The sequence below is a fragment of the Rhodococcus sp. AZ1 genome (assembly GCF_054979605.1).
The window spans coordinates 57,750-72,807 of record NZ_JBUEQF010000007.1; the positions used below are offsets into that span (position 1 = coordinate 57,750).

General features: G+C 68.1%; 13 protein-coding genes. 7 read left to right on the forward strand and 6 right to left on the reverse strand.

Features of this window, described 5'->3' with window-relative positions:
- Nucleotides 1-28: 28 nt before the first annotated feature.
- The 4 genes from ACY48E_RS10575 to ACY48E_RS10590 form a co-directional block, all read right to left on the reverse strand.
- Nucleotides 29-883, reverse strand: a complete 855-nt coding sequence (locus ACY48E_RS10575; RefSeq protein WP_462872265.1) for a DUF559 domain-containing protein — start codon at nucleotides 881-883, stop codon at nucleotides 29-31.
- Nucleotides 884-976: 93 nt separating this feature from the next.
- The gene (locus ACY48E_RS10580) at nucleotides 977-2,230 is read right to left on the reverse strand and encodes an MSMEG_0569 family flavin-dependent oxidoreductase (protein ID WP_462872125.1); all 1,254 of its coding nucleotides are present in this window, start codon (nucleotides 2,228-2,230) and stop codon (nucleotides 977-979) included.
- Nucleotides 2,223-3,125: a carbon-nitrogen hydrolase family protein gene (locus tag ACY48E_RS10585; protein ID WP_462872126.1), complete on the reverse strand. Its 903-nt coding sequence runs from the start codon at nucleotides 3,123-3,125 to the stop codon at nucleotides 2,223-2,225. Before ACY48E_RS10585 ends, ACY48E_RS10580 begins: the two co-directional genes overlap by 8 nt.
- 135 nt (nucleotides 3,126-3,260) lie before the next feature.
- Entirely contained in the window at nucleotides 3,261-4,724 is a 1,464-nt protein-coding gene (locus tag ACY48E_RS10590) for a flavin-containing monooxygenase (RefSeq protein WP_462872127.1), read from the reverse strand.
- A gap of 229 nt (nucleotides 4,725-4,953) precedes the next feature.
- Here ACY48E_RS10590 and ACY48E_RS10595 point away from each other — a divergent pair, with 229 nt between their 5' ends.
- The 6 genes from ACY48E_RS10595 (at nucleotide 4,954) to ACY48E_RS10620 (ending at nucleotide 10,884) form a co-directional block, all read left to right on the forward strand.
- A complete protein-coding gene (locus ACY48E_RS10595; RefSeq protein ID WP_462872128.1) occupies nucleotides 4,954-5,622 on the forward strand; it encodes an HAD family hydrolase in 669 nt (222 codons plus the stop codon).
- Between the two features lie 69 nt (nucleotides 5,623-5,691).
- A complete protein-coding gene (locus ACY48E_RS10600) occupies nucleotides 5,692-6,918 on the forward strand; it encodes a sedoheptulose 7-phosphate cyclase (RefSeq protein WP_462872129.1) in 1,227 nt (408 codons plus the stop codon).
- Nucleotides 6,911-7,717, forward strand: coding sequence for an O-methyltransferase (locus ACY48E_RS10605; protein ID WP_462872130.1), 807 nt, complete (start codon nucleotides 6,911-6,913; stop codon nucleotides 7,715-7,717). The genes ACY48E_RS10600 and ACY48E_RS10605 overlap by 8 nt, the downstream gene beginning before the upstream one ends.
- Entirely contained in the window at nucleotides 7,714-9,021 is a 1,308-nt protein-coding gene (locus tag ACY48E_RS10610; RefSeq protein ID WP_462872131.1) for an ATP-grasp domain-containing protein, read from the forward strand. The genes ACY48E_RS10605 and ACY48E_RS10610 overlap by 4 nt, the downstream gene beginning before the upstream one ends.
- A 1-nt stretch (nucleotide 9,022) precedes the next feature.
- Complete coding sequence (locus ACY48E_RS10615) at nucleotides 9,023-10,066, forward strand: D-alanine--D-alanine ligase family protein (RefSeq protein ID WP_462872132.1); 1,044 nt, start codon at nucleotides 9,023-9,025, stop codon at nucleotides 10,064-10,066.
- Complete coding sequence (locus tag ACY48E_RS10620; RefSeq protein WP_462872133.1) at nucleotides 10,063-10,884, forward strand: TauD/TfdA dioxygenase family protein; 822 nt, start codon at nucleotides 10,063-10,065, stop codon at nucleotides 10,882-10,884. Before ACY48E_RS10615 ends, ACY48E_RS10620 begins: the two co-directional genes overlap by 4 nt.
- Here the strand turns inward: ACY48E_RS10620 and ACY48E_RS10625 are convergent.
- Both ACY48E_RS10625 and ACY48E_RS10630 read right to left on the reverse strand, forming a co-directional pair.
- Complete coding sequence (locus tag ACY48E_RS10625) at nucleotides 10,871-12,118, reverse strand: MCE family protein (RefSeq protein ID WP_462872134.1); 1,248 nt, start codon at nucleotides 12,116-12,118, stop codon at nucleotides 10,871-10,873. The two genes, ACY48E_RS10620 and ACY48E_RS10625, sit on opposite strands and share 14 nt — an antisense overlap.
- 85 nt (nucleotides 12,119-12,203) lie before the next feature.
- Nucleotides 12,204-13,988: an oxidoreductase gene (locus ACY48E_RS10630; RefSeq protein ID WP_462872135.1), complete on the reverse strand. Its 1,785-nt coding sequence runs from the start codon at nucleotides 13,986-13,988 to the stop codon at nucleotides 12,204-12,206.
- 114 nt (nucleotides 13,989-14,102) lie between these two features.
- Here ACY48E_RS10630 and ACY48E_RS10635 point away from each other — a divergent pair, with 114 nt between their 5' ends.
- The gene (locus tag ACY48E_RS10635) at nucleotides 14,103-14,990 is read left to right on the forward strand and encodes an alpha/beta hydrolase (protein ID WP_462872136.1); all 888 of its coding nucleotides are present in this window, start codon (nucleotides 14,103-14,105) and stop codon (nucleotides 14,988-14,990) included.
- Nucleotides 14,991-15,058 lie beyond the last annotated feature (68 nt).

Consider the following 15,058-nt stretch of genomic DNA (forward strand, 5'->3'; position numbering starts at 1 on the left):
GTCGGAACTTCGGTGCGCTCAACCACCCTCACGCGTGGATTCTGCACCGAAGTTCGTCGAGGACAGCCGCAGGCGTGTCCACGATGTCGCGCCAGGTGAATCGCAGGACGGTCCAGTGCCGGGCCAGCGCGTTCTGTCGCGTGCGGTCGCGCTGGAAGGTGGCTGCGTCGGTGTGGAAGGCCCACCCGTCGATCTCCACCGCCAGCCGCAGTGCGGGGAACGCCACGTCGATCACGTACCCACCCCACGCATGGTTCGCGACCCACCCGGTGATTCCAGCAGCCCGCAACAACTCGTGGAACAGCCGCTCCGCCTCCGATCGAGCCCCACCCTCGGCCGCTCGAAGCAGACGGTCGGCCGCGCTCGCGCCGTGCCTGCCCGCGTTGCGATGGTGCGTGGCCCGAAGGTGCGCCAGCGTCAGGCCGCGGCCCAACGCGCGATCCATCACCTGCATTCCGCCGCCCCGGTCCACCGCGGCCTCGAGCACGCTCAGCGCGAGGGCCGTGACACGCACACCGCGCCGCGAGGTGATGTCCGACGGGTGCAGGTCGCGGCGCCGTAGCCGCACGCCGTCGGGGGCGCGGCTGCGTCCACCGCGGGGCACGGTGACGTCGATCGCCGCGGGCGCCCGGCTCTCCGCGCCCAGCCAGAACAGCGCCGAGAGTCCCGTCGCACAGGCTTCGGGTCCACACGACCACACGGCGGCGCGGACACGCGCTCGATCGTCGAGGGGCCGGTCGCAGACGAAGTAGACGCCGTGGCCCATCCTCCGCCACTTCTGGCGCGACACACGCCCATCGATTGCTCGCGAGGTCAACCCACATGCGATCGCCTGCGCCCGGGTGATCACGCCATCGTTTTTCCTGAGCAGTTCCGACTCCATACCTCTACTGGACGCACGCCGAGTTGCAGCGGTTCCCCCGGCGTCGAACTTGGGTGCAGCCATCCACCCTCACGCGTGGAAAACGCACCGAAATCAGCTGGCGGCAATGTGCTTCGCGATGTACTCGGCGTCGCGGGCGATGCCGAGGAAGCGGCCCGAGCCCCACGTGTGCATCCAGGGCAGCCCCACGAACGACAAGCCCGGCACCTCGGTGATGCCGCGAGTCTGCATCGGGCGGCCGCCGCCGTCGAACGCGCTGACCTCGATCCAGCGGTAATCCGGGCGATAACCGATGGCCCACACGATGCTGGTCACGCCTGCGGCCCCGAGGTCGAGTTCGGTCGGCTCGTGTGCGGGCTCCCAGACGGGCTCGTAGCGGCTCGGAGGCGGGGCGTCGATACCGGTGCGTTCGATGTAGCGATCGATGTCGGCGCAGATCGAGTTGTAGGTGGCATCAGCGGCGTCGAGAGCCGAGCGCAGGGTGGGCGCGAACTCGAGGACGGCGTCCTTGCCGCCGATGAGCTGGCCGTACAGCGTCATTCCCTCGAGTGCGAACGCTCTGAGGTCCACGTCGCGCCCGCCGTCACGACCGGTGACGTAGTGATTGGTCTTCTCCTGCGCCGCAGCACCTCCGGGGTACTCCCCGACCGCGATGTCGTAGAGGCCCATGTCGGCGAGCCAGGTCATGCAGTCGCGGCCCCGGTAGGTGCGCGCCACCCGCGGGGCGCCTCCCACCGCGAGGTGCACGGTGCGGCCTGCCAGGTGCAGATCCTCGGCTATCTGAGCGCCGGACTGTCCGGTCCCCACCACCAGCACCCCGCCGGCCGGTAGCTGATCCGGGTTACGGTACTGCTCCGAATGCAGCTGCTGCACAGCAGGATCGATCGCCCGGGCGTAGGGAGGCAGGACCGGGATCGGGTACCCGCCGGTGGCGACGACCACCTGCTCACAGGCGATCGTGTACTCGCCCTCGGGGTCGAGGACGCCGACCGCGAACCCGTCGTCCGTGCGACGCACGGCAGTGGCGCGAGTGCCGGTGCGCACGGGCGGATCGAACGACGCGAGCCATTCGCCGAGCCAGGCCACGACCTCGTCCCTGGTCATGAACCCGTCGGGGTCCGGGCCGGTGTACGGGTGGCCCGGTAGGCGACAGTGCCAGTTGGGCGTGACGAGAGTGAAGTTGTCCCATCGGGTGTCGACCCAGTTGTGCATCTCCGTCTCTGCCTCGAGCACCAGGTGGTCGACACCGGCATCGAGCAGGTACCAGCTCACCGAGAGCCCCGCCTGACCGCCGCCGACGATCACCACCGGCACGTGTTCCGATGCCGGGACTCGCGATTCAGGCATGAGCGCGCTCTCGCCACGGGGCGTCGGCGCCGGTGTCGGCAATGGCGCCGTACACGTCGGGCCGTCGATCGCGCAGGTGGAACATCCCTGCCCTCATCTGGCGGAAGGTTGCCTCGACGTCGACCTCGGCGATCGCAAGTCCGCTGCCGAGCGTGGTCGTCGCCAGGATGTTGCCACCAGGATCGACCACCTTGGCGTTGCCGACGTAGCGCAGGGACCCGAACGTCCCCGACTGGTTCGAGGCCACCCAGAACACCTGGTTGTCGAGTGCGCGAGCGATGTCGAACTGGTTGAACCGGTACGTCCAGCGATCGTCCTGCAAGTTCTCCGCCGTATTGGTGCGCGCGGCGGGCCATGCGGACAGGCTGGCGATGATCTCGGCACCGTCGAGCGCCATCAGCCTCGCCGCTTCGGGGAAGGCCTTGTCGTAACAGATCTGCAGACCCACCCTACCCACCGGGGTATCGACGACGGGGTAGGTCGATCCCGCCGCATAGGACATGTTCTCGCCGAGCGGCTGGTGCACCTTGCGGTAACTGCCGAGAACACCGCTTCCGTGTACCAGCGCGGCTGCGTTGTAGCGGGTCTGGCCCCCGAGCCCGTCGTCGGCCAGTTCGCAGAACCCGACGGCAATGGTCATCTCTCCGGCGATACGGCACACCCGAGCCACCTCGGGGCCGTCGAGCGTGATCGCAGGCGGCAGTGACTGCGTGGTGGTCCGAACGGTGTCGCCGTGGCGGCCGAGCGAGGAGAGGTAGCCCCCGATGGCCGCCTCGGGTAGCGCCAGAAAGTCCACACCACTCGCCCTGGCCTGATCGACCAGGTCGGTGATGACGGCGAAGTTCTGCTCCAGGTCACGCGTGAAGTTGGCCGAGGCCGCCGCGATGATGGTCACTGTGATCCTCCGAGGTGGGGATGTGCCGACCACCTCAGTACACGCCCCACCAATTTCCGAATGGTCACGGCGGGAACAACTCCGTGTTTCGGGAACCTCACTCCCGGACGGCGTCGCAGGCGTACACCGGCACGATCACTTCGAGAACGTCATGGCCTCGTTCTCGACTCGGCTCCAGCGGAGCATCGGCAGATCGCGGTAGTAGTTCATCTTCAGCTTCCACGGCGCGACGGTGCCCGCGCGGGGGAAGCTGTCGACCGAGCGCAGCACGTACCCCGCAGCGAAGTCCAGAAACGGCTCCTCCTGCACGGTGGGGTCGCGGCGCAGCACCACCGACGAGTAGCCGGCGCGCTCCATGTGTGCGAGCAGACGGCACACGTGCTCGGAGACCATGTCCGCCTTGAGCGTCCACGACGCGTTGGTGTACCCGACCACGAACGCGAAGTTGGGCACGTCGGAGAGCATGAGGCCCTTGTAGGACATCGTGGTGGCCGGGTCGATCACGTCGCCGTCGACCTGCACGTCGATCCCGCCGAAAGCCAGCAGGTTCAAACCCGTCGCGGTGACGATGATGTCGGCGTCGAGCTCGGTACCGGAGTTCAGTTCGAGCCCGGTCTCGGTGAACCGAGCGATGGTGTCGGTGACCACCTCGACGCGGTCCTGCCGGATGGCGCGGAACAGATCGTTGTCCGGCACCAGGCACAACCGCTGGTCCCACGGGTCGTATCGAGGGTTGAAGTGGGTGTCGATGTCGTAGCCGCGCGGCAACCAGCCCTGTTGAAGCTTGCGGATCCGCCCCCGCATGAACTGCGGGAAACGTTGGCACAGTACGTACATGCCCACCGATATTGCGATGTTCTTGGTCCGCAGGACGCGGTCGGCCAGCGGTCGCGGGAGCACCTTACGAAGCGGAGCGACGACGGGGTCCACCGCGGGCAGCGACATGATGTAGCTGGGCGAACGCTGGAGCAGCGTCACGTGCGAGGCCGCCTCGGCGAGTGTCGGCGCGAGCGTGACCGCTGTGGCGCCACTGCCGATCACCACCACCCGCTTACCCGACCAGTCGAGGTCCGACGGCCAGTGCTGGGGGTGCACCACGGTGCCCCGGAAATCGTCGCGACCCTCGAACTCGGGGGTGAAGCCCTCGTCGTAGCGGTAGTAGCCGGTGCACCCCATCACGAACGACGCGGTGAGGGTGACGGGGCCGTCGTCGGTGTCGGCTTCGACGGTCCAGGTGGAGTTCTCGCTGGTCCACGAGAGACGTCGAACGCGGTGGCCGAACCGAATGTGGCGGTCCACGCCGGTCTCGCGGGCGGCCTCGATCACGTAGTTGCGGATCGATTCACCGTCCGCGATGGATTTCTCACCGGTCCAGGGCTTGAAGCGGTAGCCGAGGGTGTACATGTCCGAGTCCGATCGCACGCCCGGATAGCGGAAGAGATCCCAGGTGCCGCCAATGGCGTCGCGCGCCTCGAGGATCGCGAAGCTCCTGTGCGGGAACCGTTTCTGGTAGTGGCGTGCGGCGCCGATGCCGGACAGACCCGCACCGATCACCAGGAAGTCGACGTGGTCGGCTGCTCCACCGGAGTCGCGGCTCATAGCGTTTTACCTGTCATTGCGAGTTACACCTTTCCGCTCTCGCTCGGACACTACTCCATCGACCCAGCGGGTACCAGTACCGGAGAGACCATTCGATCCGACAACCATGACCGTCCCGAATGACCTCCCGACAGCCGAGCGCCACCGGGTTGATCTGCCCCGGCGTGGGTACTCGGCGCAGTGAACGGGTGAGCGGCGCCCGCGCACGACACGAGAGGACCGTCTCCCCATGGCCACCATCCTGTTCGGCTCGTTCTCCACACTCACCGACACCTCCGAGCTGCAACGCGAGGCGTTCAACCGTGCGTTCGCCGAGGCGGGTCTGGATTGGACGTGGTCGCGCGAGCAGTACCGGGCGATGCTCGACGAGTCCGGTGGCGCTGCCCGGGTGAGCAGATACGCGGCCACGGTCGGCGACTCGGTGGACGAGGCGGCAATCCACGACGCGAAGTCACGAATCATGCGAGATCTGTTGAGAACTCGCACCCTGCCCACCCGCTCCGGCGTCGCCGAAACCCTCACGGCAGCGCGCACGCACGGCATGCGAACCGGCCTGGTCACCACCACATCCCCCGACAACGTCGCCGCCCTGCTCGAGTCCGTGTCGGCAACGATCGCTGCCGACTCGTTCGATGTCGTCGTCGACGCCTCACACGTCGCCCGCACCAAACCCGCACCGGACGCCTACCTCTACGCACTCGCGGCCCTCGGGCAACGCGCCGAGGGCACGGTCGCGATCGAGGACAACCCCGGCGGAGTCGCTGCCGCGGTGGCCGCCGGCATCTGCTGCATGGCCTTTCCCAACGAGAACACCGCACACACGAGTTTCGCCGGGGCCGTGACCACCGTCGACTCCCTCGACGTCGACCTGGTGCGCTCCCTGACCACCTGCTCCTGAACCACCCCGTCCGCTCCACCCGCCCGCTCCACCGCCCACCATCCCGCCCACAGCACCGGAGGAAAACCCATGAGCGACATGACCGCACGAGTGAGCGCATCCGAGCGCGCCTTCCACGTGGAGGGCTACGAGAAGATCGAGTACGACCTGATCTACGTGGACGGGGTGTTCGACACCGCCAACCGCGAACTCGCCGAGAGCTACGCCGGATACGGGCGGGTGCTGGCCGTGATCGACGAGTCGGTTCTCGATCTGTACGGCGACGCCATGCGGACGTACTTCGCCCACTACGACATCGAACCGACGGTGGTGCCGGTGCAGATCCGCGAGACCGCGAAGTCGCTCGAGACGTTCGAGCGAATCGTCGGCGAGTTCGACAAGTTCGGCCTGGTGCGCACCGAACCGGTACTGGTGATCGGCGGCGGACTGACCACCGACGTCGCCGGGTTCGCGTGCGCCAGCTACCGACGCAACACCCCGTACATTCGCATACCCACCACGCTCATCGGATTGATCGACGCCAGCGTCTCGATCAAGGTCGCGGTGAACTACGGCAAGCACAAGAATCGCCTCGGCGCGTACCACGCCTCGCAAAAGGTGCTGTTGGACTTCTCCTTCCTGCGCACACTGCCCGAGGATCAGATCCGCAACGGCATGGCGGAGCTGATCAAGATCTCCGTGGTGGGGAACAAGGACATCTTCGAGATGCTCGAGAACCACGGCCCCGACCTGCTGCGCACCCACTTCGGCCACCTCGACGGAACTGCCGAGCTGCGCGAGGTCGGCGACCGACTCACCTACCAGGCGATTGCCACGATGCTCGACCTCGAGGCCCCGAACCTGCACGAGATCGACCTCGATCGCGTGATCGCGTTCGGGCACACCTGGAGTCCCACCCTCGAACTGACGCCGCCGGCGCCGTTCTTCCACGGTCACGCCATCAACATCGACATGGCCCTGTCGACCACGCTCGCACAGCGCCGCGGGGCTCTGTCCGCACAGGACCGGGACCGCGTGCTCGGGGTGATGTCAGCCCTCGGCCTGGCACTGGACAGCCCCTACCTGACCCCGGAGCTGCTCACCGAGGCCACCGCGTCGATCCTGCGCACCCGCGACGGCAAGCTGCGCGCCGCGATTCCCGACCCGATCGGCGCCTGCACCTTCCTCAACGACGTCGACGACGACGAGCTGACGCAGGCCCTCGCAGCGCACCGAGAGATCGTGCGCGGCTACGACCGACAGGGTGCGGGCGTGGCGATGTTCACCGACTCGCCGGTGCTCGCGCACGGTGCCTGAGCTCAGCCGCGCGCCGCGACCGGTCACCCCGACGACCATTCTCGGCGCGAACCTGACCGATCTGTACGACGAGATGGCGCGTGCCGGAACCGATCCCGCACTGCTGGCCAGGCTCGGCGAGGCTCGGGACCTGGCCTGTGGGCTCGATCGGTATCTGGAAACGCACACCACCGAGGAGTCGGCCGATCTCGCCGATCTGGCGCGCGCCACAGCCGGAACCGATTGGGGCACCGGCTCGCTCGAACAGGAGATGCTCTCCGGTCATGTCGAGGGTGTCCTGCTGCAGTTCCTGGTTCGCGCCCTGCGAGCGCACACGGTCCTCGAGATCGGCATGTTCTCGGGGTACTCGGCCCTGGCCATGGCGAGGGCGCTCCCGCCCGGCGGAGAGGTGCTCGCCTGCGAGATCGACTCGACCGCAGTGGAGTTCGCACGCGAGCAGTTCGCTCGATCGCAGGTCGGTGAGCGCATCACGATCGCGCACGGGCCCGCCGGGCGCACTCTCGACGACCTCGCCCGCGCGGGCCGTCGCTTCGACTTCGTCTTCATCGATGCGGACAAGGTCGGCTACGTCGGGTACCTGGATGCGATCCTGCGTGGCGGCTTGCTCACCGACGGTGGGTTGATCGCCGTCGACAACACCCTCATGCAGGGCGACCCCTGGCTGGGCCCGACCACGGCGAACGGCCGGGCGATCGCCGACTTCAACGAGCGGATCCGCACCGACCCCCGCCTCGAGCAGGTACTGATCCCGCTGCGCGACGGCATCACGCTCATCCGGCCCGTCGGGTCCGAGTCGTGAGCGGCGTCCTCTCCGGCTCCGTGGTGCGCACGATCGCGGTGCTCGCCGCCGGAGCCGCGCTGGCGCCAGTGGACCTGGCGCTGACCGCGATCGCGGCGGCCCTACCCGGCGGGCCGGTTGCTTCTCGAGCCGCGCGACCCAGAACGGTGCTGATCAGCGGTGGGAAGATGACCAAGGCGCTCGCTCTCGCGCGGGCCTTCCACGCCGCGGGTCATCGCGTGGTGTTGGTCGAGGATGCCAAGTACCGCCTCACCGCGCACCGGTTCTCCCGGGCGGTCGACGTGTTCGCCACGGTTCCCCCGGCCACCGACCCGAACTACGCGCGTGCCCTCGCCGACATCGTCGAGCGGGAGGGGGTCGATGTGTACGTTCCGGTGTGTGCGCCCGCCTCCAGCGTTCCCGACGCACACGCGCGGGCGGTGCTGGACTCGATGTGCGAGGTCCTCCATGTCGACGCCGAGACGATCGACATGCTCGACGACAAGTTCCGATTCGCGATGGCCGCAACCGAACTCGGGCTGTCGGTACCCGACTCGCACCTGATCACCGACGTCGCGCAGATCGAGAACTTCGACTTCCCGCCCGGTCGGCAGTACATCCTCAAGCGCATCGCCTACAACCCCGTCGGACGCATGGATCTTACTCGCCTCACCGCCGAGACACCGCGGGAGAACGTGACGTTCGCGCGCGGTCTGGGCATCAGCGCGGACGATCCCTGGATCCTGCAGGAGTTCATCGAGGGGCGGGAGTACTGCACGCACGGCACGGTCCGGCAGGGGCGGCTGCAGGTGTACGGCTGCTGCGAGTCCTCGGCGTTCCAGATCAACTACGCGATGGTCGACAAGCCCGAGATCCTCGACTGGGTGCAACGTTTCGTCGGTGCGCACGCCCTGACCGGGCAGGTGTCGTTCGACTTCATCGAGGGAGTCGACGGGCGCATCCACGCGATCGAGTGCAATCCGCGCACCCACTCGGCCATCACCATGTTCCACGACCATCCGGATGTGGCGGCGGCCTACCTCGAGGACGGGCACGAGATGATCGTGCCGCGCCCGTCGTCGCGGCCCACCTACTGGCTCCACCACGAGATCTGGCGACTGCTCACCGAACCCCACCGCGCCCATCGCCTGCGCACCATCGCGATCGGCACGGACGCGGTTCTCAGCCGATGGGATCCCCTGCCGTACCTGATGCTTCATCACCTGCACATCCCGTCCCTGCTCGTGGCCAATCTCCTCGCCCGCCGGGGGTGGAGCCGAATCGACTACAACATCGGCAAACTCGTCGAGAACGGCGGCGACTGACATGCGCTCACTACTGGTGCTCACCGGCTCGGCGGTCGACTCCTTCCACGTCGACCTCTCCCGGGTGTACGCGCAGGGCTTCGTCGACGCCGTGACCGATCCGGACCGGTACCGCATCCACATCGCCTCGGTGACCCCCGATCGACTGTGGCGCATCACCGACACACTCGACTCCTGCGCCGTCGAGAGCGCTCCGGCGCTGACACTGCCCGAGGCGATGGCGCGCATCGTCGACCTCGGGATCGACGTGATGGTCCCGCAGATGTTCTGCCTGCCGGGGATGACCACCTACCGCGCCGTGTTCGACGCCCTCGCGATCCCCTATGTGGGCAACCGACCCGAGGTCATGGCCCTCGCTGCCGACAAGGTGCGCACCCGTGCGGTGGTCGGCGCCGCCGGGGTGAGCGTTCCGGAGGCGTTCGCCGAAGCCGATGCGCCCGTGCCCGTGGTGGTCAAGCCCGCCGACTCCGACAACTCGGTGGGCGTCACGCTGGTCCGCGAGCGTTCCGCGCTGTCTTCGGCGATCGAGCAGGCTCGTCGCCATTCGTCCGAGGTTCTGATCGAACGCTACGTCGAGCTCGGCCGCGAAGTGCGATGCGGGATCGTCGTCGACGACGGCGTCCCGGTGGCACTGCCCCTCGAGGAATACCCCGTCGACACCGAGTCCGCGCCGATCCGCACCAGCGAGGACAAGCTGGGGCGCACCGGCGATGGGGCGCTGTTCCTCGCCGCCAAGCGACCCGGCGCCGCCTGGATCGTCGAGCGCGACGACCCGATCACCGAGCGGGTGCATCGCGCATCCCTGCTCGCGCACCGGGCGATCGGCGCGCGTCACCACAGTCTGTTCGACTTTCGCATCGACCCGGACGGGGTGCCGTACCTGATCGAGGCCGGACCCTACTGCTCGTACTCGCGGTCGAGTGTGGTTGCGACCATGGCCGCCGCCGCCGGGATCGACACCCCCGAACTGTTCGGGATGGCTCTACGCGAGATCGACCGCACCCGTGCGGACACCAGACGTCACGGCACGGAGGTACCTGCATGAGAATCGACCTGCTCGCCCCGCTCGGCGCCCGCATCGACGGCCCCCCGATCGACGCGCTCGATCGTCACACCGTCGAGCGCCTACGCAGCGCACTGGCCACCCACGGGGTGATCGTGCTTCGCGACCACGACCTCGCCGGAACCGGATCACCCGATCACAGCGAGGCCGATCAGCGATTCCTCCGGTTCCTGCGCAGCTTCGGCGAAACGATGTTCACCGTCGGCGAGACTGCCGTTCCTGGCTGCCCCGATCTGAACGTGATCTCCAACGTCGGGCGCACCACCCCACCGAAATCGGTGTTCCACGTGGACACCAGCTACGTCGACCACCCCCCGGCCTACACCGCGCTGCGCGCGGTCGAGGTGCCGCGGGCCGGGGGCACAACCCTGTTCAGCGACCAGTACCGCGCGTACGAGACCCTCGATCCCGACCTGCGCCGCCTGTTCAGTGGTCGGATGATCACCCACGTGGTCACCGGGGTCGACCTCCCGCCCGGCGAGCAGGGCCTGGCCGTCCACCCGGTGTTCCCGACACACCCCCTCACCGGACGCACCACTGTGTATCTGACCTCGCCGGCGCGCTGCGTCGGCATATCCGGGATCGACGACGAGTTGGTGCCCGGGCTGATCCAGCGACTACATCAGCACTGCACGCGTCCCGACAACGTCCTCGCGCACAGGTGGTCGCCGTCGGATGTGGTGATGTGGGACAACCGCGCCGTGATGCACCGCGCCGACCACGAGGGCGTGGTCGGGAACCGGGTGATGCACCGCGGCATGGTGGCCCAGCCGCCTCGGTGGTTCGCTACTTCACGGTGATTCCGAGCAGGGACGCGAGCTGATTCGCGATGGGGTTCAGATCGGCCATCACCGGTGCCTGCTTGGGCTTGTCGTCCCATGGCTGGGCTACCTGCGGATCGGCGAACGGCATCCGGTTCGCACCGCGAACCCCGGTCACCGAGCCCTGTGGGGTCGCGCACCCGACGTTCGGGTCCAGAGGAAAGTCCTGAAGTTCGTCGTTGAAGTTGGGATCGAGCGCCTTCTGGCGTGCGATCGAGGCGTACGTGCCCTCGTAGCCGACCGTGCACGGCGGCGGGTTGTTCACCTCCAGCAACACCCCCTGATGGATGGTGCGGTCGCCGGGCGAGACGTTGCCGGCGCCGCCGGGCAGCACGGCGAGGTTGACCAGGAAGGGTTGCAGGATCCAGGCCCGCGGACCGATTGCGGTGGTGAAGGCACTCAGGTCCGAGGCCACGGTGGTCAACGGCGCACCGACCGACGCGGTGAGGGCGCCCACCTGCTGCGACGCGGGGATCCCGTTGTCGATCAGGCGCCGGACACCTGGGTCGTCGGAACGCAGTTGTGCGGTGACGGCGTCCAGGTCGGCGGCGAATCGGCCGATGGAGGACGACTGGTCGCTCTGGGTCCCGAGAACCGTGGCCGCGTCGCGAATCAGGGTGAGAGTCTGCGGGAGTGTGTCCACCTGGGTCTGCGACAAGGAGGTCAGCGAGGTCACGAGCGTCTGCAGGCTGTCGCCGGTCCCGGCGAACCCGGTTCCGAGTTCGGTGACCAACGTGCGCAGATCGTCGGTGGGCACGCTCTTGACGAGCGTGTCCACGCTCATCAGAAGGTCCTCGGTGGCCGTCGGCGTGCGCGTCTGCTTGGGTTCGATGGTCGAACCGTCGGTCAGGTACGGGCCGGTGTCCGTGGACGGCTGGAGGTCGACGTACTGCTCACCGATGGCCGACCGGTTGGCCACCACCGCGAGCGCGTTCGCCGGGATGCGCGGGGCGGAGTTGTCGATCTGCATCACCACGTCGACACCGTCGGGGGTGAGCGACATCGAGCCGACGCGACCGACCGGGGTACCCCGATAGGTGACCTCGGCATTGACGAAGATTCCGCCGGACTGGGTGAAGCGCCCGGTCACCTCGTACACCCCGAAGCCGAGCAGACGATCGGCCTGCACGTACTTCACCCCGGCGAATGCGGACCCGGCAATGGTCAACAGAACGAAGATCACGAGTTGCACTCGGTTCGTCCGGCTGATCATGTTCACTGTGAAATAACACCAGATTCAGCCGTCCCCGGACCAATCGGACCGGGGTTTGCTTCGTCACGTTCGACCCGTCGCGACCTCACGCCGAGCCGAACGCCTTGCGGGTATCCGACACCAGGTTGCCGAAGACGAGCTTGTTCGCCGGCTCGCCGGCTGCGAGCACCGGGCCGAATCCGGGCCGCGGATCGTAGGCGAACGTCCACGTCAGTCGCGATCCGGTGGCGGTCTGCTCCACCCGGTAGTCCTCGGCGAAGGCGCGGAAGAGCGGCACGCTGGCAGAGGTGCCGTGGAAGCTGAATCGCCGCTGATCGTGGTCCCACACGAAGAAGTGCTCGTCCAGGCGCACGAGTCCGGCGACCGAGACACGGCGTCGAGCGCCCACCTCCCCGATCGGCGTCGAGCCGTAGTACTTGCCGGAGAACAGTCGGCACCACGGCATCGGGGTGGGGTCGCACAGCGCCGTCCACACGGTGTCCGCATCGGCGGCCAGGTCGAGGACGTGGACGTGCCGGTACTTCGCCGTGGCGAAGAATCCCTCGTCGACGGTGTCGAGTGCGAACGGGTAGGGCTTCACTTCGGGCGCTCCTGTTCCGCGACGCGACGAGATGATCGCATCGATGCCGTTGTGCTGCAGGGACCGAAGCATAGTGCGATGCAGCGGCCTGGCGGGATCGGGGTCGAGGCCGTCCGCCATGCGGTGGAGCTGGTCTGCGTGCCATTGCAACTGCATCAACCCGTCGACCGATTTCACCGCACGTGTGCCCGCGAATCGCTGGGGCACCGGCAACGCCAACGTCGCAGTCTCGAGTACCTCGCGATGGCCCTCGATCACGTCGAGCGCGGCGTCGGGGTTGATGGCGGTGGGTCGGCCGAGTCCGATCACGTCACACGCGCCGCTCGCAAGTGCCTCGTTCATCGCGGTGCGCGTGCGGAAGCCGCCGGTGACCGCGAGCGGAAGACTCGGGGCGATCGCTCGAACGGTCTCGGCGTAGTCGAGGAAGTACGCCTCGCGGGCACGCGTGCTCGCGGCCGCGGTGCCGACCATCGCGGGCGACTCGTAACTGCCGCCACTGATCTCGAGCAGGTCGATGCCCTCGGCGGAGAGCAGTCGGACCACCTCGCGCGACTCCTCCTCGGTGAAACCACCGCGCTGGAAGTCCGCGGAGTTGAGCTTGACCCCCACCGCGAACCCCGGCGCGACGGCCGCGCGCACGGCCCGGACGATCTCGAGCAGGAAGCGGGACCGACCGACGATGTCGCCACCCCAGCGGTCGGTGCGGATGTTGGACTTGGGGGACAGGAACTGCGAGATCAGGTAACCGTGCGCGGCGTGCACCTGCACGCCCGAGAAACCGGCCTCCTCGGCGATGGCCGCGGTGGTGGCGTAGCGGGCCACGGTCTCCTCCACCTCGGCGTCGGTGAGGGCGCGGGGCGCCGGAATGCCCGGAACGTCGAGCCCCACGGCGGACGGCGCGACGGTGGGTTCGCCGCCGACGACGGGGTTGCCCTGGCGCCCGGGATGGTTGATCTGCATCCACACCGGAGCGCCCCCACCGGCGGCGATCTTCGCCCATCGGGTCAGCGCCGCGAGGTGGGTGTGGTCCTCGACCACCACGTTGCCCGGCTCGGCGAGATACCGGGCATCGACCATCACGTTGCCCGTCACCACGAGCCCGTACCCGCCGTCGGCCCAGCGTCCGTAGAGGCGTTCGAGGCGAGCGTTCGGCGCCAGTCGACGATCGGCGAGCGACTCGCTGAGCGCAGCCTTCATCACCCGGTTGGGCAGCACCTGCCCGCACGGGAGGGTCAGCGCGCTGGCGAGTGTGGGTGCGGAGACAGGATCGGACGTGCGAGCTGAGACCACGTGACTATCCATTTCGTCGGTACCGATGCGGACGAGCCGATCCTACGTACGGGCCCACCACGCTCGTCACCACCGCGTTGACCCGCACGACACTCGCACGCTTGACTTGACCCCATGACCCGACTCGACGTCGAGTTCCGCAGCGCCGGAACACCGATCTCCGCCTGGCTGTATCTGCCGGAGTCCACCGATCCGCGACCGGTGATCGTGATGGCCCACGGACTCGGCGCGGTCAAGGCGATGCGCCTGGATGCGTACGCCGAGCGCTTCGTCGCCGCCGGGTACGCGGTGTTGGCGTTCGACTACCGGTTCTTCGGGGCCAGTGGTGGCGAGCCGCGTCAGGTGCTCGACATAGACGCTCAACTGGCCGACTGGCGAGCTGCGCTCGACCACGCGCGCAGTCGCACCGATGTCGACGGCAGCCGAGTGATCCTGTGGGGCACCAGTTTCGCGGGCGGCCACGTGCTGATCACGGCGGCCGACCACGGCCCGGTTGCCGCGGTGATCGCGCAGTGCCCGTTCACCGACGGGCCCGCATCCGCGCTGGCACTGAACCCGGTGAGCTCGATCAAGGTGGCCCGACTGGCGATCGCGGACAAGATTGCGGCGAGGTTCGGTCGGCCCCGCGTCATGGTCACCACGGCAGGGCCGCCGCGCTCGGCGGCTCTGATGTCCGCACCCGATGCCGAGCCCGGTTACCTGGGGCTGCTGACGCCGGGCACCGATTTTCGCAACGAGGTGGCAGCGTCGATCGGCCTCGAGATCGGCCTGCACCGGCCGGGGCCGCGGGCCAAGGACATCACCGCACCGGTGCTGTTCATCGTGTGCAACGACGACACCGTCGCTCCGTCGGGGCCCACCCTGCGACATGCCTCCCGGGCGCCTCGTGCGCAGATCGAGCGCTACGACTACGGCCACTTCGAGATCTACGTCGGTGCGGCCTTCGAGGTGGTCGTCGAGCGCGAGATCCGGTTCCTCACCGAGGCCGTGCCGCTCGACTGACACGCGCGGTCTCCGCCGACCTTCTCGACGTAGTTGACAGGAGGCCCTGTCGGATCGACACTGATGTG

Coding starts and splice junctions, on each gene's coding strand:
- ACY48E_RS10635 (WP_462872136.1), top strand. CDS start 14,103: ATGACCCGACTCGACGTCGAGTTCCGCAGCGCCGGAACACCGATCTCC.
- ACY48E_RS10620 (WP_462872133.1), top strand. CDS start 10,063: ATGAGAATCGACCTGCTCGCCCCGCTCGGCGCCCGCATCGACGGCCCC.
- ACY48E_RS10580 (WP_462872125.1), bottom strand. CDS start 2,230: ATGCCTGAATCGCGAGTCCCGGCATCGGAACACGTGCCGGTGGTGATC.
- ACY48E_RS10600 (WP_462872129.1), top strand. CDS start 5,692: ATGAGCGACATGACCGCACGAGTGAGCGCATCCGAGCGCGCCTTCCAC.
- ACY48E_RS10575 (WP_462872265.1), bottom strand. CDS start 883: ATGGAGTCGGAACTGCTCAGGAAAAACGATGGCGTGATCACCCGGGCG.
- ACY48E_RS10625 (WP_462872134.1), bottom strand. CDS start 12,118: ATGATCAGCCGGACGAACCGAGTGCAACTCGTGATCTTCGTTCTGTTG.
- ACY48E_RS10590 (WP_462872127.1), bottom strand. CDS start 4,724: ATGAGCCGCGACTCCGGTGGAGCAGCCGACCACGTCGACTTCCTGGTG.
- ACY48E_RS10595 (WP_462872128.1), top strand. CDS start 4,954: ATGGCCACCATCCTGTTCGGCTCGTTCTCCACACTCACCGACACCTCC.
- ACY48E_RS10615 (WP_462872132.1), top strand. CDS start 9,023: ATGCGCTCACTACTGGTGCTCACCGGCTCGGCGGTCGACTCCTTCCAC.